This is a genomic window from Geomonas azotofigens (assembly GCF_018919395.1).
GTDB classification, from domain to species: Bacteria; Desulfobacterota; Desulfuromonadia; order Geobacterales; family Geobacteraceae; genus Geomonas; species Geomonas azotofigens.
In genome coordinates, this window is record NZ_JAHLME010000001.1 from 624,487 (window position 1) to 642,492 (window position 18,006).

The following is an 18,006-nucleotide window of genomic DNA, read 5'->3' on the forward strand; positions in this document are numbered from 1 at the left end:
GGCCTTTTCCCCTCGCCCTCCGGGAGAGGGGCAGGGGTGAGGGCGCTGCTGACTGTTGTAATGCTGCTCTGTTTCTAGCTCCTCCCCCCGGAGGGGGGAGGTTGGGAGGGGGGAAGCGCTGCGTAACCTAAAGCCCCCTCCCTGTCCCTCCCCCTCCGGGAGAGGGGACGTTAGGCAACGGTTCCTATTTTATAAACGACTGGTCGTCATCTTCCTTGTACTGGTTCAACGGTCCCTTATCCACCGGCGTGAGCCCGGCCTCGAAATCGTAGAGTTCCTTCAGTTCCTGGGCCATGCGCCGGTTCAACAGGTTGAGCGGGATGTCCATGGGGCAGACGCGCTCGCACTCGGCGCAGCCGCCACAGCGGCCGGCAAGGTGCATGGCGCGCACCAGGTGCCAGGCCATGTTCCCCGCGGGGCGGGGCGAACTTTCCACCGCCTGCGGACGGTTCTTGTCGCACAGGCACTGTTCGCAGTAGCAGAAGGGGCAGACCTGGCGGCAGGCCATGCAGCGGATGCAGCGCGAGAAGTGCTCCTTCCAGAACGCCCAACGCTCCGCCTGCGGCATCGCCTCGATGCGCGCCATCTCCTGTGCTTCCTCCGGGGTCAGATCGGCAAGTTCGGCGTGCGTCCCGGCGGCCACGTCGGCGCCTTCCGGCATGTGCACGGTACACTCCCGGCACTTGCGGGCGATGTTGGCCTCCGTCAGCGTGCCGGTCCGCTCCACGCCGAAGCCGTACACGCCGGGGCAGACTACGCCGATGATGAAGAGGTCCTCGCGCTGGAGCTGCGATTCCGTCATCAGTCCGGCCAGCGCGCGCATATCGCACCCCTTGGCGACGATGCCGACCTTGCCCTGCTTCAGCACCCCTTTCTTGGCCTTGGTGAGGTAGACCGAGAGGTTGTTGACGCAGGCGGGCGAGAAGATGAGCTTTTCCGCTTCTTCCACCGTGGTGACCAGTGCGGGGCTCGCGGTCCCTTTGCGGCGGCCGGGGAGGTAGCCCACCACGCCGACCACCGTCTCATCCTTGAGGATCTTTACCGCTTCCTTGCGGATCGCCTCGGTGATTGCCTGGTAGTAATCCGGTTCAATGCAGGTCACCTGGTTCTTGTTTGCTTTAGCGTTCATGTCTGATCCGTTGGCGCCGCGGCAGATGCCGGACGCAAGTTGTGTCGGTTGGGAGCGGAATCCTCCCCCTCCCTAACCTCCCCCTCCGGGGGAGGGGACTATGGCGCTTCTTCTTGCTCCTCCCCCCGGAGGGGGGAGGTTGGGAGGGGGCTACCCCCAGCCAATCATCCGATGCTGTCGTACGCTTCTTTGAGTTCCGGCGTATTGATGGCACCCGACCACTGCTCCTCGTGCTCGAGCTCCTTGAACTCGGGCATCGGCCCCATGGTGCGCACCCGTTCGGTCAGCTCGGTCACCACGTCGACCCACTTGCCCCCTTCGGCTGCCGAAACCCAGGAGAACTGGAGCCGGTTCAGGTCGACGCCCACGAAGTCCAAGAGGGCGCGGAACGCGGCGAAACGGCGCCGGGCGTGGAAGTTGCCGGCCATGTAGTGGCAGTCGCCGGGATGGCAGCCGGAAACGAGAACCCCGTCCGCCCCTTTCTGGAAGGCGCGCAGGATGAAGACCGGATCGATCCTCCCGGTGCAGGGGAACTTGAGCACCCGGACGTTGGGCGGGTACTGCATCCTGCTGGTCCCCGCGAGGTCCGCCCCCGCGTAGGTGCACCAGGTGCAGACGAAGGCGACTATCTTCGGTTCGAAGTCGTGTTGTTTTGTTGCAGCGTGCATGAAAACCTCAGAAGCCGTTCTACGTTCTATGTTCTACGTTCTGTGTTGAAAGCAGAAGCAAGAGCGAACCCGGGCTTTAGTTTAAGGTGTTAACGTAGAACTTAGAACGTAGAACCTAGAACAGGTTTTAGCCGTTTAGAGCGCCTCTATCATCGCCATGATCTGCTCGTCGGTGTAGCCGTCGAGTTCGATGGACTTGGACGGGCAGGTGGCCTGGCAGGTGCCGCAGCCGCCGCAGACGCCGGGGTTCACGTAGGCGACCTTCTTTATCAGGTTCCCCTGGCGATCGCGGATTTCCTTCTCCTCGATGGCCCCGTAGGCGCAGACCTTCTTGCAGGCGAAACAGCCGACGCAGTACTTCTCGTTCACCTTGGCGACCACCGGGTCGCGCTCGAGCTTGTCCTTGGCGAAGAGCGTCATCACCTTGGCCGCCGCGGCGGAGGCCTGGCTCACGGTATCCGGGATGTCCTTCGGACCCTGGCAGGCGCCGGCGAGATAGATCCCGGCGGTGGCGCATTCGACCGGCTTCAGCTTGGCGTGGGCCTCGGAGTAGAAGTTGTACTTGTCGTAGGAGATGCCGAGCTTCTGCGCCAGCAGGTCGGCGCCGTCCTGCGGCTGCACCGCGGTGGCCAGCACCACGAGATCGGCCTCGATCTCGACCTGGACGCCGACCTGGATGTCGCTCCCCATCACCACGATCTTGTCGCCGCGCTGGTACATGCGGGACACCATCCCCCTGATGTAGACCGCTTCCTCTTCCTCGACGGCGCGGCGCCAGAACTCGTCGTACCCCTTGCCCGGCGTCCTCGCGTCCATGAAAAAGACGTAGGCCTGCCCGTCGTGCACCTTGTGGTGGTAGAGCATGGTGTGCTTTGCCGTGTACATGCAGCAGACCTTGGAGCAGTAGGAGATCCCTTTCTCCCTGGCGCGCGAGCCGACGCACTGGATGAAGACCACCTGCTTGGGTTCCTTGCCGTCCGAGGGGCGCAGGATCTTGCCGCCGGTCGGGCCCGAGGCGGAGGCGAGGCGCTCGAAGGTCATGCCGTCGATGATGTCGGGAATGGTGCCGTAGCCGAACTCGCCGTACCCCTGGATCGGGCTCCCTTCGGGCTTTCTGTCGATGGTGTAGAGCTTGAAGCCGGTGGCCACCACGATGGCACCTACGTCCTCGACGGTGAATGTGTCTTTCTGCTCGTAGTCCACCGCGCCCGGCCCGCAGACCTTGGCGCAGACGCCGCACTTGCCGCTTTGGAACATGGTGCAGTTCTCGCGGTCGATCACCGGCGTGTTGGGGACCGCCTGCGGGAAGGGGACGTAGATGGCCGGGCGCATGCCGTGCCCCTGGTCGAATTCGTTGGGGATCTTCTTCTTGGGGCACTTGGTCATGCAGATGCCGCAGCCGGTGCACTTGGACTCGTCCACCGAGCGCGCCTTGTGCTTCACGGTTACCTGGAAGTTGCCGATGTAGCCGTCCACCTTCTCGATCTCGGAGTAGGTGAACAGGGTGATGTTCGGGTGGTTGGCCACGTCGACCATCTTGGGGGTCATGATGCACTGGGAGCAGTCGAGGGTCGGGAAGGTCTCGGAGAGCTGGGCCATGTGCCCGCCGATGGACGGCTCACGCTCGACCAGAACCACCCTGTGCCCGGCGTCGGCGATGTCGAGGGCCGCCTGGATGCCGGCGATGCCGCCGCCTATCACAAGGGCGCGCTTGGTGACGGGAACGGTGATCGGGGCGAGCGACTTCCCTTTCCTGACCCGCTCCACCATCAGCTTCACGATGTCCTTGGCCTTGGCGGTCGCCATGTCCCGGTCCTCGTGGACCCAGGAACAGTGCTCGCGGATGTTGGCCATCTCGCACAGGTACGGGTTGAGCCCCGCCGCCTCGGCGGCCTTGCGGAAGGTCTTCTCGTGCATGCGCGGGCTGCACGCCGCCACCAGCACGCCGTCCAGCTTGTGCTCGGCAACTGCCTTCTTCAAAAGGGTCTGCCCGGGGTCCGAGCACATGTACTTGTAATCACAGGAGAAGGCTACGCCCGGGATCTCCCCCGCGGCCTTCGCCACCTGCTCCACATCCACCGTGCGGGAGATGTTCTCACCGCAGTGGCACACAAAAACGCCGATTCTGGACATAAGCTCCTCAATCCATGCGCTGCCGCCCGGGTGGGCTACAGCAGCTGTTTATCTCTCAACAGCGGTTTCGGGTCGGTGATGACGCTCTCGAAACCGAGGCTCTCCGAGGCAACACCCATCGCCAGCGCCGCCAACTGGGTGACGTAGAAGATGGGGAGGTCGCGCTGGTCGGGGGCGCTGCCGCCGTGCAGCTCGGAGCCGAAGATGTTGCCGAACAGGGTGGAGTCGGGAGCGCCGTAGGCTTCCTTGATCTCCTTCTGGCGGATGTCCAGGTTACCGTGGCACAAGGGGCAGGCGACCATGATGCAGTCCGCGCCCGCGATGCGCGCCGATTCCAGGATGGCGTTGGAAAGTTTGAGCACCACGCCCGGACGGGACAGGGTGAAGTTCGCGCCGCAGCATTCCATGCGGTGGCTCCACTTGACCGGCTCGGCGCCGAGGGCGCGCAGGACGTCCTCCATGATGCTCGGGTCCTCGCAGTCATCCAGTTCCGGCACCTCGGGCGGGCGGGTCAGCAGACAGCCGTAGTAGGGAGCAACTTTGAGCCCCATGAGCGGCTTTTTCACGCTTTCCTCGAGCTTGGCGAGACCGAACTCGCGGGCCAGGATCTCCAGGATGTGCTTGACCGGCTTGTTGAGCGCGGCGGGGCCGTCGATGGCGACCTCGACCTGCTTTCTCTTGGTGTCGTCCTCTTTCAGATGATGCTGCGTGGTCTTCAGGCGCGAGAAGCAGGCGGCGCAGGCGACGGCCAGGTCCCCCTCGACCTCTTCCGCCAGGGAGAGGTTCTTGGCGCAGAGTGACAGCGACAAAAGCTCGTCCACGTTGTGGGCGGGGGTAGCCCCGCAGCAGAACCAGTCCGGCACTTCCTTCAGCCCCACGTTGAGCGCCTTGAACAGCGCCCGGGTGGAGATATCGTATTCGCGCCCGGAAGCGTGCAGCGAGCACCCCGGGTAATAGGAATAACTAAGACGTTTCTTGCCAGGTGTCACAGCGCCTCCCCTTTCTTGCGCATCTCCTCGATCCGCTTGAAGATCCCTTCGATCTCCGCGATGTTCTTGTTCTTGGAATGGAACATCTTCAGCTTCCCTTTAGAGATCAGCTTAGGCCCGAGCATGAGGTCCTTCAGGAACTGCCCGCTCTTCATGTTGAAGGCGGCGCCCAGGCGCAGCTCGTACTGACGGCCGTAGGTGCGGATGTTCTCGATGAAGAGCCGGTTGGCGAGCTGCACGTAGCTTTCCTTGGAAGGACCGTCGGCGTCCCAGGAAAGTTTTCTCAGCGCGTCCATGATGGCGGCGAGATCGACCTTGTTGGGGCAGCGGGTGGTGCAGGTCTCGCAGGAGGCGCAGTACCAAATGGAGCGCCCCGCCAGGATGCGCTGCCCCTGCCCCAACTGCAGCAGACGCACCACCCGGTTGGGCGGATGCTCCATGAAGGTGGACATGGGGCAGCCGGCAGAGCATTTGCCGCACTGGAAGCAGCGCCGCACGGAGCTGCCGGAGAGTGCCTCCACCTTCTTCACGAACCCGATGTTCATGGTCTCGTTGGAGAGGTGCATCAACTTGTTTTTCACTGCGGACCTCGTGACTGGTTCATGGTCGGGGACCATTTTGCTAATAAACAGTTCGAAATCATACGCCCATCGAAAGCGAAAGAGCAAGTGCTTTGTGGTCAATGGGTGTCATGCTGGAGAACGTTGTTTTAAAATGATAACAATTCGTGTCATACAAAAAATTGGAATGGACTATACGCCATTTTAAAACAAAAAAGCAAGCAATTGTTTTGCGTGGAACTGCGTGAAAAAGAAGAGCTTTTGTGAAAAAGTGCGGATAAATGGGCTTTTCCGAGCATCTTCAAAGCGGCAAAATTGCCCGAAAAAGTGAAATTTTAGAACAACAAGGCACGCGTTATCGCTAGCCTCGGAAGTGCTTGAAGTAGCGTTGGAAATAGTTAAAGAATTCCGATCCGGGTCAAATCTCGCTGCACAGTGGTTTGGCCGGGTCAAAAGAGTGTGTTTACGTTTTTTTAAAACAAGCGCCGTAAATCATTGGAATCGGCAAATACTTTGACAGGAAAAACGAAATGTAATAATACTGTCGGGGCGTTATCCGTGAGGTGGGCCATCGGCGAATTGAGAAGACTATACAGCTACATGCGCAATCGCCGGGGGGCTTACCTGCTTGGGGCCCTGCTGCTGGTAGGGACCAACCTGTGCGGACTCGCCATCCCGTGGCTTCTGAAACTGGCCATCGAGGCGCTGCAGGCTCCCGCCAAGGCCGGCTACACACCCGCCCAGTACGGGGCCATGATCGCTGCGGCCGCGGTGGCACAGGGGATCATCCGTGTCTTTTCCCGCACTACGCTCCTCAATGCCGGCCGCCGCATCGAGTACGAACTGCGCGAGGACCTTTACGCCAAGCTGCTCACCCTCGATCGCACCTACTTCTCCAACTGGCGCACCGGCGACATCCTGTCCCGGCTGGCCAACGATCTCACCAACGTCAGGATGCTGCTCGGCTTCGGCGTCCTGAGCCTGCTCAACACGGTGGTGATCTACACCGCCTCGCTGATCCTGCTGACCCGGATCTCCCCGTTTCTCACCCTGTGCTCGGTACTTCCCTTCCCGATCATGATCCTGATCGTGAAGCAGATGAGCGCCTCGATGTTCCGGATCTCCAAGCGGACCCAGGAGGCGCTGGCCCGGCTCACCACCCGTGTCGAGGAGAACGTCTCCGCAGCCGCGGTGGTGCGGGCCTACTGCCGCGAGGACGGCGAGATCGAGAGCTTCGGCGCGGTGTGCGACAGCTACAGCGAAGCCAGCATGGCCATGGCCAAGATCCGCGGACTGATGCTGCCGGTGATGGCGGCGACCGGCGCCATCGGCACCCTGGTCATCCTTTTCGTCGGCGGCAACCAGGTCATTCGCGGCGAACTGACCTTGGGCGGCTTCGTCGCCTTCAACGGCTACCTCGCCATGCTGGTCTGGCCGACCATCATGTTCGGCTGGATCCTGAACCTGGTGCAGCGGGGAGCGGCATCGATGACCCGCTTGAGCGAGATACTGAACGCGCTCTCCCAGGTGGTCGAACCGGAGCAGCCCGTGGATCCCGGCCACATCAAGGGAGAGATCGAGTACCGCAACCTCAGTTTCAGCTACGGCAGCGCCGAAATGCTGCGCGGCATCGACCTGAAGATCGCCAGGGGCGCCCGCATCGGCATCGTCGGCGTGGTGGGGAGCGGCAAGTCCACCCTGGTGCGCATGATCCCGCGGCTCTTCCCGGTGGCCGACGGCTCGTTGTTCATCGACGGCATCGACTTGAACCGGCTCCCGATAACGCGCATCCGCGAGGCGGTCGGCTTCGTACCCCAGGAGACCTTCCTCTTCTCCCGCACCATCGCCGAGAACATCGGCTACGGCAAACCGGGCGCGACCCGGGAGGAGATCGAGCGTGCCGCCCAGATCGCGGGATTATCCGGGGACCTGACCCGTTTCCCGCAGGGGCTGGACACGCTGGTCGGAGAGCGGGGGGTGACGCTGTCGGGCGGGCAGAAGCAGCGCGTCTCCATCGCCCGCGCTCTCATCAAGGAGCCGAGCATACTGATACTGGACGATCCCCTTTCCGCCGTCGACGCCGATACCGAGGAGGAGATCCTGTCCGCGCTTTCCGGTTATTACGGCAAAAGGACCGTGCTGATCGTATCGCACCGGCTCTCCCCGCTGCGCAACTGCGACCGGATCATCGTGCTGGAGCAGGGGAGCATCGTCGAAGAGGGGAGCCATGCGGAGCTCCTGGACCTGGGCGGCCGCTACGCCGCCATCCACAGGGAAGAACAGCTTAAGGCGGAGATAGAGAGGCTTTAAAGGCAAAAAGCAATTTTTTAACGCAACGACGCAAAGGCGCAAAGAGAATCAAAAACCTTGAAGGTTTTAGGGGTTAGACCGTTTATGTTTTAGGTTTTTCTTTGCGTCCTTGCGGCTTTGCGTTAAATACAAAGGTTTTCAGGCTTTTTATGTTTTAAGGGAGCGGCATGCACTTCGGCGGGATCTACGAGGATGAAACGGTAGGTAAGGTGTACGATCGGCGCCTGATGGGGCGCTTTTTCGCCTATGTCCTCCCCTATCGCCGCATGCTGGTCACGGCGCTCCTGGTGCTCCCCTTCATCGCCGCCACCAAACTCGCCCAGCCCTGGATCATCAAGGTAGCCATCGACGACCACATCGTAAAAGGGCGCATGGAGGGACTCCCCGCCCTGGCCGCTGCCTTCCTGGCAGTCATCTTCGCCGAATCGATCCTCATGTTCACCCAGGTCTACCTGCTGCAGTGGGTGGGGCAGCGGGTCATGTACGACATCCGGGTCCGCCTCTTCAGCCACATCCAGCGCCTCTCCACCCGCTTCTTCGACCAGACCCCGGTCGGTAGCCTCGTCTCCCGGCTGACCAGCGACATCGAGGTCCTGGGAGAGATGTTCGCCGCCGGCATCGTGACCGTGGTCGGCGACATCCTGGTGCTGGCGGGGATCGTCGGCATCATGCTCTGGATGAACGTGCGACTCTCGCTGGTCACCTTCTCGGTGCTGCCGGTGCTGATCTGGGTCGCCTTCGCCTTCCGGAAGTGGATGCGGCTCGCCTTCCGCCAGGTGCGCGCGCGCCAGGCCAACCTCTCCGCCTTCCTCGCGGAGAGCATCGGCGGCATGGCGGTGGTGCAGCTCTTCAACCGGGAACGGGACGAGGCCAAGGAATTCCAAAGGCTGAACGCCTCCTACGTGGAGGCGAACCTCCCGGTGATCACCTGGGACGCCGCGCTCTACGCGGTGGTGGAATCGCTCTCCTCGGTGGCGGTGGCCTTGATCATCTGGTACGGCGGCGGCGAGATCGTGAAGGGGACCCTCTCCTTCGGTTCCCTGGTCGCCTTCATCCAGTACATCGAGAAGTTCTTCTCCCCGATCCGCGACCTCTCCGCCAAGTACTCGATCATGCAGGGGGCGATGGCGTCACTGGAGCGGATCTTCGCCCTCTTGGACAACCAGGACCGCGAGCCCGGCGCGCTGCCGGCGACGGAGCGGACGGCCGGAGCGGCGCCCGCCTGCGAGGGTTCTCCGGCGGACGGCCTGCGGAGCATCTGCTTCAACGACATCTGGTTCGCCTACAAGGAACGCGATTACGTGCTGAAAGGGTTCTCCCTGCAGATGAAGCGCGGCGAGAAAGTGGCGCTGGTGGGGGAGACCGGCGGCGGCAAGACCACCGTGACCCGGCTCCTGTCCCGGCTCTACGACGTCGAGCGCGGCACTATCACCATTGACGGCACCGACATCCGGGAGCTCCCGCTCCCGGCGCTGCGCAAGCGGATCGGCGTCGTGCTGCAGGATCCCTATCTCTTCTCGGGCACCATCGCCTACAACATCTCGCTGGGCGATCCCGAGGCCCTGAAGAGGGTGGAACAGGCCGCTGCCGTGGTCGGGGCCGATCGTTTCATCCGGGAGCTTCCCAAGGGGTACGAGGAGGAGGTGCGCGAGCGCGGTGTGAACTTCTCAGCAGGTGAGCGGCAGTTGATCTCCTTTGCCCGCGCCGTGGCCTTCGATCCCGAGATCCTGGTGTTGGACGAGGCGACGGCGAGCGTGGACACCGCCAGCGAGCGGTTGATCCAGCAGGGGCTCGAGGGGCTGATGCAGGGGCGCACCACGCTGGTGGTGGCGCACCGGCTCTCCACCATTCGGGATGCCGACCGCATCGTCGTCATCCACCGCGGCGAGAAGGCGGAAGAGGGGACCCACGCCGAGCTCATGGCCGCGCAGGGGCTCTACTACCGGCTTTACCAGCTGCAGTTTAAGGATTAGGATCATCGCAATCCCCTCGCCCTCCGGGAGAGGGGCTGAGGTGAGGGCTTCCATGCAGGCTCCGCGACTCGTACGTCCTGTAGGGGCGAATAATTATTCGCCCAGCCGCCGGTGCCCCGACCCCGCCTTCGGCATCAGAGGTCGAGATGCGATCTAAGGGGGGCGAATGATTATTCGCCCCTACAGTGGACACATCCAATCGGACAACATTGACTCCTGACGAAAGACCGATTGACCTTTGATTCAAAAATTGAGATATAGGAAAGAATTTTTTCACGGAGCCTCACCATGAAGCATCTCATTCTCGGCACCGCCGGACACATAGACCATGGCAAGACCTCCCTGGTGAAGGCGCTGACCGGCGTTGACACGGACCGCCTCAAGGAGGAGAAGGCCCGCGGCATCACCATCGAGCTCGGCTTCGCGCACCTGGAACTCCCGGGGGACCTGCGCTTCGGTATCGTCGACGTTCCGGGCCATGAGCGCTTCGTGCGCACCATGGTCGCCGGCGTGGGGGGGATGGACCTGGTGCTTCTGGTGATCGCGGCGGACGAAGGGATCATGCCCCAGACCCGCGAGCACCTGGAGATCTGCCAGTTGCTCGGCGTGAAGCGCGGCATCGTGGTGCTCACCAAGAAGGACATGGTGGAACCGGATTGGCTCGACCTGGTCACCGAAGAGGTGCGGGACTACCTCGCCGAAAGCTTTCTCGCCGGCGCGCCCGTCATCAGCGTTTCCTCCCGCACCGGCGACGGCATCGACAACCTGAAGGCGGAACTTACTAAGATCGCGAAGGAGATCGAGCAGAAGCGGGTCGACTCTCCCTTCCGGCTGCCGGTGGACCGCGTTTTCACCGTGACCGGCTTCGGTACCGTCGTTACCGGCACGCTCCTCTCCGGTGCCGTCACCGTCGGCGATGAGGTCGAGATCCTTCCCTCCGGTATCGCCTGTCGCGTGCGCGGCGTGCAGTCTTTCGGCTCCAAAGTCGAAAAGGGTGGGGCGGGCGAACGGCTCGCCGTCAATCTCCAGGGGGTGGACCACACCGACGTGCAGCGCGGCGACGTGGTGGTTCCCAAGGGGCTCTACAAGCCGACCAGCGCCGTCGACGTGAGGCTCAACTATCTCGCCTCCATGGGCAAGGAGCTGAAGCACCGCGCCGGCGTCCGGCTGCACTCGGCCACCTACGAGGTTCCCGCAAAGGTGATCCTGTTCGACCGCGACGCGCTGCAGCCCGGCGAAAGCGCTTACGTGCAACTCCGTCTCGACCACCCGGTGCTGCTCTTGCCGGGCGACCCGTTCGTGCTGCGTACCTACTCGCCGCAGGCGACCCTGGGCGGGGGGACCGTGCTGGACCCCGCGCCCCCGCGCCGCCGTCGCCGTTCCGCGGAGGCGCTTGCGCTGCTCGAGGCCGTCGAGTCCGGCGTGGACCAGGAGCGCATCCGGCTGTTGGTCGAGTCGTCGCTCCTTTCCGGCATTTCCATCCAGGAGATGGTGAACCGTTCCGGGATGTCGGGCAAGAGGATCGAAGCCGCCCTGGCCCCGCTGCTCTCCAGCGGAGCCGTGTTGCAGGTGGTCAAGGAGCCGCGCATCTTCCTCAGCAAGGACGCCTTCGCCCATTTGAAGCAAAAGCTTTCAGATGAGTTGCATGAATACCTCCAGGACAACCCGATGCAGGAAGGTATCGGCAAAGAGGAGCTGAAATCCAGAATTCCCAAGCGCAGCGACGCGCGCTTTTTTGGCCCGGTGCTGGCGAGCCTGGAGAAGGACGGCTTGGCGCTTTCAGATCGCGAGTTGGTGAAGCTCCCCGGCCGGAAGGTCGGCGTCACCCAGGACCAGGCCAGCGTGCAGCGTGCCCTTGAAGACGCGCTCACCAAGGCCTGGTTCGAGCCTCCCACCTTGAAGGAGCTCTGCGACCTGGTCGGCGCCACCGAGAAGCAGGTGCTCGATCACGCCAACATGATGTTCCGCGAGGGAAGGGTGGCCAAGATCAAGGGGGACATCTTCTATGCGCCCGGCGCCGTCAACGAGTTGCGTGACAAGCTGGTTGCCCACCTGAAGGAAAAGGGAGAGATCACTCCGCCCGAGTTCCGTGACATCACCGGCCTCTCCAGAAAGTTCATGATCCCGCTTCTGGAATACTTCGACCAGGAGAAGCTCACCATCCGGATGGGCGATAAGAGGGTGTTGAGGAAGGGATAAGGAAACAGATTTGGGCTGAGATTAAGATAAAAGAAAACGAAAAAGGCCCTCCGGTGCGAGGGCCTTTTTTATTTTGCCGCGAACCATTTTTGCCCCTACCTGCTTACCAAATATAATCCTTGGCGATGTCCCGCTTATCCCGCCCGTAGAGGATGTGGAAGGCGCGCAGCTTCTTCAGGGCGACGGGGGAGAGGCTCCCCAGCGGCAGGTAGATGATCCTCTTCCCCAACCGTGCCGCGTGCTGCTTCAGGAAACTCCGCGGCGGCTTGGCGGCGGCATAGACCACGTCCTTCTCCAATGAATAATCGAGCGCTGCCATGAGCAGGTGCTCGGATTTACTGAGCGCATACCGGTAGTCCGGGTCGTGCCAGACGTCCACCATGCGCCGCGGCGGGTAGCTCAACAGGAAGCCGCCGTACTCGCAGCGCGAAATGCCGGGCCCTACGATGTTGTCCGTGGGCGGCGTGGCGTAGAAGGCCATGTCGGACTCCTGGGCGTGCTCCCCAAGCCACGTCATGCAGTACGGGTACTTCGTCCCCTCCTTGTCCTCGTCGAGGATCACCACCACGCACCCCACGCCGCTCTTTAGCCGCTTGTTCTCACGGACGTAAATCTTTCCCTCGTGAATGTTGCGCAGCGTCTCGCGCATGTCGATCCCGTCCAGAAGCGACGAACTGAAGGGCTCCGACTTGCTCGCCTCCTCGCTCAACTGCCGGGCCCCGATCCGCTTCAGGTTGCGGCCGTATTCCTCGATGTTGAGATCCTCGGGGGGGAAGGAGCAGATATAGGGATCGTCGAACCCCTCCAGCCAGTCCCCGGGCCGCTTTTCCTTCTTGCGGTTCATCATCTTGAGCCGCGACATCCCCTTGGCGCGCACCTGCTCGCGCGGACGGAACCGGATCCGCTTGGTGGCGGACCAGAGCTCGGCGGCGGAGAGGCGCAGGGTGGGGATGTCGCTCCCCTCGCGCTGCCAGGGATAGTGGGCGGCCAGCCGGAAGAAGGCGTACGCGAAGTTGTCGTCCAGGCAGCCGCGGGCGGCGGCCAACATCTGGAACAGGTCCGGGAGCAGCATGCGCGACAAAAGCGCGTAGTTGCGGGCGAAACGGAAGAAGGCGCGTTTCTGCCAGTAGTGCACCTTGTCGCCGGTCTCCTGCCGGTAGTGCCGCGCCGCTTCCAGGAACAGCCGCAGCATGATTTTCTGCCGGTCAGGCAGTTCCCCTTCCGGTCCGATCCGGTGCGCGCTCCTCTGCACCGATTCGGCCAGCGCCTCCTCCTCGGGGATATTCTGCTTCCCGCCGAGGATCAGCTCGAAAGCGTTGAAGCTCTTCCTGAGCGAGGGACCACCAGGGGCCGGTTCGGGGGGGAGGGGAGAGCGCCTGGTCTCGTAGAGGGCTGAAAGAAAGGGGTACTCGGCCAGCACTTCGTGGCAGCACTCCGGGTGCAGGTTGAAGATGGTGATCCCCTCGCGCCGGGTACGGGTGAGTGGCTGGGCCTGTGGCGCCCCGAAGTCGTGGCGGATCCGCTCCAGGTGCGCCATGCCGCAGATGAAGAGGACGCGCTCGTGCTGTTGGGAAAGCTGCCGCAACCGGTACGCCATGCCGCGCTCCCGGCGCAGGTCCTCCTCGCAGGGCGGGATCTCCCGGTACAGCTTGGCGACCTCGCGGTAGAACGGCTCCAGGCCGATGCGCTGCACCGAGTACGAATCGGGAAGTTGTTCCGGGTGGGAAGGGTAGGAGTCGAGGTCGATATCGACCAGGTGCAGTGGGACGTCGTTTTCCAGGGCGAGCCGCGCCCCCTCGATCAGGGGATCGGCCGGCTCTATGATGAGGAACACGGACTGGGCGGCGACGTGGTAGGCGAGCACCGAGATCTCCGGCAGGCGCCGCACGCCGCGCAGGAACTGCTGTTCCAGCGTCTGCGGGAGCTCCAGCGCGATGCAGTCGGGCTTTACGGTCTCGAACGCCTCCCGCACAAGGTGGGCGAACTCCATCCGGTAGTGCAGGATCGGGAGGGCGTGGACGTTGCCGAAATGTTCCAGGTAGAGTTGGTCGGCCATAGCAACCGCTACTTCAGGTAGCGCAAGGCCTCTTCGCCAAGGATCCGCTCCACCGCGAGCGGCAGCAGTTCGCGCGGGTCCTTTTCGGTCGCGGCCATCATCTTAAGGGCATAGCGGGCGATGTTGATGCCGTCGCGCACGGAGTACGGCTCGTCCGCGGCGTGGCCGCGCTGCAGGAACTGCACGACGTAATTGAGAATGGAGCTCCCGGCGAAAGGGAGGTTCTCCTTCAGGATGGCCAGTTCCTCCTCCGCCTCGGGGAAGTCGATGAAGAGCTGCGGCTGCAGGCGGGAATGGATGTACTCCGGTACCTCGAAGGTGGAGGAGTCCTCGTTCATGGTCACCACGATGCGGAAGTCCGGGTGGGCCTGGATCCTCAGGCCGGTGATGATCGACTCGACGTAGCGGCGGTCGTCCAGAAGCGGCGCCAGCGACGCCCACGCCTTCTCGCTCATCCGGTTCCCCTCGTCCAGGATCAGCACGCCGCCCGAGATCATGGCGGATACCAGCGACGATGCGGCGTACTGGATGGTCCCTTCCGGGCCGATCACCGGCGTGACGATCAGGTCCTCGGGGCGGGTGTCCATGGTGGCCTGGAACAGGTACACCTTGCGCCCCAGTCTCTTGGCGGCGGCGTAGGCGAGGGTGGTCTTGCCCACGCCCGGCTTGCCGATCAGGCGCGGGTTGAAGGGGATGTCGCGCTCGTCGATGACCATCCAGGCAGCCAGAAGCTGCCGGAGCAGTTCCTCGTCCCCCACCCAGCGCAGGGGGAGCTCGATCGGGTTGGCGAGGGTCAGGCTGATGCCGTCCAGGGTTATGCGGTCCATAAAAGCTCCAAAAAAACCGAACCATTAGCCACGGAGAAATTCGGAGAAAATCTGAGAGAACCAAAACAAGAGCTTTAGGGGTTCAGGTTTGCTCAGATGTCCTCAGATTTTCTCCGTGGCTAACGGTTTTAATGGTTTTAGGTATTCATTTCGTGCCCGTACATCATGACCAGACGGGCGCGGTTCTCGCGGCAGCTTTTGCAGAGCTCGCCGGCGTCCTTGAAGAATTCCTCCGCCAGCCACTCTCCCGCCTCGCCGTACAGCGAATCCGGCTCGTTCTCGTCGTACTCCGTCTTGCAGATGCTGCAGGTTTTCATGCTTTTACCGTGGTCCGCACCAGGTCCGCCAGGCAGTCCAGGAAGATCGGGTCGGAGTTGAGTGACTCGGTCCTGACGAAGCGCTTGATGCCGTGCGCCTTGGCCTCCTCGGCGTACTGGATGTCGATCTCGTAGAGGGTTTCGATATGGTCGGAGACGAAGGAGAGCGGCACCATCAAGAGGTTCTCCTTCCCTTCCTTGGCCAGCCGCTGGATGGTCGCCTCGGTGGAGGGCTCCAGCCACTTCACCTTGCTCGCCTTGGACTGGAAGCAGAGCAGATGGCTCGCCTCGCCGACCTGCTCCATCACCAGGCGAACCGTCTCCTGGATGTGCGCCAGGTACGGGTCGCCTTCGTCGATGAAGGACTGGGGGAGCGAGTGGGCCGAGAAGACGATTTCGACGTCCTTGGGGTTCGGGAAGGCCTGCAGCCCCCGGATCACCTTGCCGGCCAGCGCCTTGATGTAGAGCGGGTGGTTGTAGAAACGGTCGATGTAAATGATCTCGAAGTCGGCGTTCGCCTCCTTCAGCACGCGCTGCAGTTCGTTGACGCTGGAGCCGGTGGTTGCCCTGGAGTAGTGCGGGTACAGCGAGAGCGCCACCACGCGCTTGATTCCTTCGCGCTTGATGGCCGCCAGCGCGTCGATGGTGGAGGGGCGGGAGTAGCGCATGGCGACGAAGGAGCGGAAACGGTCACCCAACAGCGCCTGCAGCCCGGCACCCTGGGCCTCGGTCAACTCGCGGATCGGGGACTTACCGCCGATCTGGCGGTAGTACTCCTCCACCTTGGGGGCCCGCTTGTTGACGATGCGCCGGGCGATAAAAGGCTGCAAAAAGGCCGGCCCGATCTTGATGATGTCGCGGTCCGTGAACAGGTTCATGAGGAAAGGGTGCACGGCATCGAGTGAATCGGGGCCGCCCATCTGGAGCAGCAGGAGTGCGGTTTTGTCAGACATGGCAACCTCTTGGGCGAGAATAGTGGCCCAAGAAATGTAGCAGAAAACGCGGGGAAGTAGAACCGGTTTAATTCATTGGGAAGGGGGAACGGCAAAACAAATTAACAGGGATAAAAAGGATAGAAGGGATGAACAGCGAAAACCACACGGCTTTGGTTTAAAACCCTAAGCTTCTGATTTACGCAGTTATCCCTTTTATCCCCTTTATCCCTGTTAAATGGTTTTACCTTAGCGGACGCCGGCCTTGGCGAGGTGGGGGCCGTAGCGTTTGTCGGTCCCCTTGATGTGGTTCACCAGCCAGTTCTGCAGGAACTCGATCACGTCGTGGGTGAGCACCGTCTCGCCGGAGTTGAACTTCGCCTGCAGCTCGAGCACCTGGCTCACCAGGGCCTTGTGCTGCTGGACGTGCGCGGTCTCCTCCGGGTAGCCGGATTTACGGAAAGCCTCTTCCTCGGCGGCGAAGTGGCTGCCGGTGTACTCGATCAGGCGCTGCAGCACCGAGCCGATCGCCTCCTTGCTGCGCTTGTGCTGCATCGCCTGGGCCAGCTCGTTCACCATGGCGAACAGCTTCTTGTGCTGATCGTCAAAGGTGCTGATGGTGGTGGCGAAGCTCTGGTCCCAGACCATGGCGTCGGAGAGCTGGAAGTGCGACACCAGCTCATGCAGTTCGTCCACCTGCTGCACCAGCTTGCTGGTGGCGGCCTTGGTGTTGCGGGCGCTCTCCACGTTGCTGTTCACCACGGAGGTGATCATCTGGATATTGCCGGTGATCTCGTGGGTGGTCGCGGTCTGCTCCTCCGCGGCGGTGGCGATCTGGGAGAGCTGCATGGTCAAATCGTTGATCATGCTCAGGATCCCGTTCAGCGCCTCGCCGGAGCGGCAGGTCTCCGCGGTCCCCTGGTTCACCTGTTGCACCCCTTCGCTCATGGCGCCGACGGCGTCCCGGGTCTCGCTCTGGATCGACTTGATCATGCTGTCGATCTCCTTGGTGGCGCGGGTGGTCCGCTCGGCCAGCGCGCGCACCTCGTCGGCCACGACCGCGAAGCCGCGTCCGGTCTCGCCGGCGCGGGCCGCCTCGATGGCGGCGTTCAGCGCGAGCAGGTTGGTCTGGTCGGCGATGTCCTCGATGGTGCCGGCGATGGCGCCGATCTGGTCGGAGCGCTCACCGAGTCCCGCCACGGAGGTCGAGGTGGAGGTGACGCGCTGGGCGATGTTCTCCATGAGCCGGGCGCTGTTGCTGACGATCTCGGCGCCAGCGGTGGTCTCCGCGGTCGCCTTGTGGGCGTTCTCGGCGGCGTAGATGCAGTTGCGCGCGATGTCGGCCGAGGTGGCGGACATCTCTTCGCTGGCGGTGGCGATGGTGGACGCCTGCATGGCGACGTCCTCGGCGGCCGACGCCATGGCGTCGTTGGTGGCGCTCACCAGCGCGACCGAGTCCCGGACCAGGTCGGTGACGGTGAAGAACTGGTGCATGGTCTTGTTCCAGTCCCCCATCATGTTGTTGAAGGCGGTCGCGATGCGACCGATCTCGCCGCTGGGGATATGCTCGACGCGGCGGGAGAGCGTCCCCTGGGCCGCTGCCTCCAATGCGTCGGCAATCTCCCGCAGCACCCGGGATTCGGAGCGGGCCACGAACCAACTGGCCAGCGCTGCAATGATAAAGATGAAGGTCCCGGCCGCCACCATAGTCAGGATGTTGCCGCAGTTCCCCAAGGCAATGGTAGAGGCGACTGTCGCACAGACAGCAATCAGGTTGATCGTGATAAGGCGGGCACTAAAAGACATGAACGATCTCCTTTTCTGGCTTTTCACACTCAAGGAGATTATCGTCTGCACAAGACTAAAACTTTAAAGGTATCGTGTTGTTTACAATTAAAGTCCGAAACTGATCC

The 18,006-nt window shown here is 62.6% G+C and carries 13 protein-coding genes; 3 read left to right on the top strand and 10 right to left on the bottom strand.

Going from position 1 to position 18,006, the window contains the following annotated elements; translation table 11 throughout:
* Positions 1 to 184: 184 nt before the first annotated feature.
* The 5 genes from KOL99_RS02780 to KOL99_RS02800 all read right to left on the bottom strand — a co-directional run bounded on the left by KOL99_RS02780 (position 185) and on the right by KOL99_RS02800 (position 5,500).
* Positions 185 to 1,129 carry a 4Fe-4S dicluster domain-containing protein gene (locus tag KOL99_RS02780; protein ID WP_216508964.1) on the bottom strand — a complete coding sequence of 315 codons (945 nt, stop codon included), beginning with the start codon at positions 1,127 to 1,129 and terminating at the stop codon, positions 185 to 187.
* A gap of 164 nt (positions 1,130 to 1,293) precedes the next feature.
* On the bottom strand, positions 1,294 to 1,797 hold the full coding sequence (locus KOL99_RS02785; RefSeq protein WP_216508965.1) for a hydrogenase iron-sulfur subunit: 504 nt from the start codon (positions 1,795 to 1,797) through the stop codon (positions 1,294 to 1,296).
* 135 nt (positions 1,798 to 1,932) lie between these two features.
* The gene (locus KOL99_RS02790) at positions 1,933 to 3,930 is read right to left on the bottom strand and encodes a CoB--CoM heterodisulfide reductase iron-sulfur subunit A family protein (protein WP_216508966.1); all 1,998 of its coding nucleotides are present in this window, start codon (positions 3,928 to 3,930) and stop codon (positions 1,933 to 1,935) included.
* A gap of 35 nt (positions 3,931 to 3,965) precedes the next feature.
* Positions 3,966 to 4,919, bottom strand: a complete 954-nt coding sequence (locus KOL99_RS02795) for a CoB--CoM heterodisulfide reductase iron-sulfur subunit B family protein (protein ID WP_216508967.1) — start codon at positions 4,917 to 4,919, stop codon at positions 3,966 to 3,968.
* Positions 4,916 to 5,500, bottom strand: a complete 585-nt coding sequence (locus tag KOL99_RS02800) for a 4Fe-4S dicluster domain-containing protein (protein ID WP_183344161.1) — start codon at positions 5,498 to 5,500, stop codon at positions 4,916 to 4,918. Before KOL99_RS02800 ends, KOL99_RS02795 begins: the two co-directional genes overlap by 4 nt.
* Before the next feature lie 579 nt (positions 5,501 to 6,079).
* On the opposite strand from KOL99_RS02800, the gene KOL99_RS02805 reads away from it, so the two are divergent.
* From KOL99_RS02805 to selB, 3 genes are all read left to right on the top strand, one after another.
* The gene (locus tag KOL99_RS02805) at positions 6,080 to 7,789 is read left to right on the top strand and encodes an ABC transporter ATP-binding protein (RefSeq protein ID WP_216509392.1); all 1,710 of its coding nucleotides are present in this window, start codon (positions 6,080 to 6,082) and stop codon (positions 7,787 to 7,789) included.
* A 167-nt stretch (positions 7,790 to 7,956) separates the two neighbouring features.
* Positions 7,957 to 9,762 carry an ABC transporter ATP-binding protein gene (locus KOL99_RS02810; RefSeq protein ID WP_216508968.1) on the top strand — a complete coding sequence of 602 codons (1,806 nt, stop codon included), beginning with the start codon at positions 7,957 to 7,959 and terminating at the stop codon, positions 9,760 to 9,762.
* A gap of 288 nt (positions 9,763 to 10,050) precedes the next feature.
* Positions 10,051 to 11,961, top strand: coding sequence for a selenocysteine-specific translation elongation factor (selB, locus tag KOL99_RS02815; RefSeq protein ID WP_216508969.1), 1,911 nt, complete (start codon positions 10,051 to 10,053; stop codon positions 11,959 to 11,961).
* A gap of 103 nt (positions 11,962 to 12,064) precedes the next feature.
* Here selB and KOL99_RS02820 read toward each other — a convergent pair whose 3' ends face one another.
* The 5 genes from KOL99_RS02820 to KOL99_RS02840 form a co-directional block, all read right to left on the bottom strand.
* Entirely contained in the window at positions 12,065 to 14,017 is a 1,953-nt protein-coding gene (locus tag KOL99_RS02820; RefSeq protein ID WP_216508970.1) for a TraB/GumN family protein, read from the bottom strand.
* An 8-nt stretch (positions 14,018 to 14,025) separates the two neighbouring features.
* On the bottom strand, positions 14,026 to 14,844 hold the full coding sequence (locus KOL99_RS02825; protein ID WP_216508971.1) for an AAA family ATPase: 819 nt from the start codon (positions 14,842 to 14,844) through the stop codon (positions 14,026 to 14,028).
* A gap of 137 nt (positions 14,845 to 14,981) precedes the next feature.
* A complete protein-coding gene (locus KOL99_RS02830) occupies positions 14,982 to 15,161 on the bottom strand; it encodes a hypothetical protein (protein WP_183344170.1) in 180 nt (59 codons plus the stop codon).
* Positions 15,158 to 16,114: a ferrochelatase gene (gene hemH, locus KOL99_RS02835; protein WP_216508972.1), complete on the bottom strand. Its 957-nt coding sequence runs from the start codon at positions 16,112 to 16,114 to the stop codon at positions 15,158 to 15,160. Before hemH ends, KOL99_RS02830 begins: the two co-directional genes overlap by 4 nt.
* A 228-nt stretch (positions 16,115 to 16,342) precedes the next feature.
* A complete protein-coding gene (locus tag KOL99_RS02840) occupies positions 16,343 to 17,899 on the bottom strand; it encodes a bacteriohemerythrin (RefSeq protein ID WP_216508973.1) in 1,557 nt (518 codons plus the stop codon).
* Positions 17,900 to 18,006: the final 107 nt, after the last annotated feature.

Bases quoted from the DNA above. Each gene is read 5' to 3' on its own strand.
- hemH (WP_216508972.1), bottom strand. From the start codon at position 16,114: ATGTCTGACAAAACCGCACTCCTGCTGCTCCAGATGGGCGGCCCCGAT.
- KOL99_RS02840 (WP_216508973.1), bottom strand. From the start codon at position 17,899: ATGTCTTTTAGTGCCCGCCTTATCACGATCAACCTGATTGCTGTCTGT.
- KOL99_RS02820 (WP_216508970.1), bottom strand. From the start codon at position 14,017: ATGGCCGACCAACTCTACCTGGAACATTTCGGCAACGTCCACGCCCTC.
- KOL99_RS02830 (WP_183344170.1), bottom strand. From the start codon at position 15,161: ATGAAAACCTGCAGCATCTGCAAGACGGAGTACGACGAGAACGAGCCG.
- KOL99_RS02785 (WP_216508965.1), bottom strand. From the start codon at position 1,797: ATGCACGCTGCAACAAAACAACACGACTTCGAACCGAAGATAGTCGCC.
- KOL99_RS02780 (WP_216508964.1), bottom strand. From the start codon at position 1,129: ATGAACGCTAAAGCAAACAAGAACCAGGTGACCTGCATTGAACCGGAT.
- KOL99_RS02810 (WP_216508968.1), top strand. From the start codon at position 7,957: ATGCACTTCGGCGGGATCTACGAGGATGAAACGGTAGGTAAGGTGTAC.
- KOL99_RS02805 (WP_216509392.1), top strand. From the start codon at position 6,080: ATGCGCAATCGCCGGGGGGCTTACCTGCTTGGGGCCCTGCTGCTGGTA.
- selB (WP_216508969.1), top strand. From the start codon at position 10,051: ATGAAGCATCTCATTCTCGGCACCGCCGGACACATAGACCATGGCAAG.
- KOL99_RS02825 (WP_216508971.1), bottom strand. From the start codon at position 14,844: ATGGACCGCATAACCCTGGACGGCATCAGCCTGACCCTCGCCAACCCG.
- KOL99_RS02790 (WP_216508966.1), bottom strand. From the start codon at position 3,930: ATGTCCAGAATCGGCGTTTTTGTGTGCCACTGCGGTGAGAACATCTCC.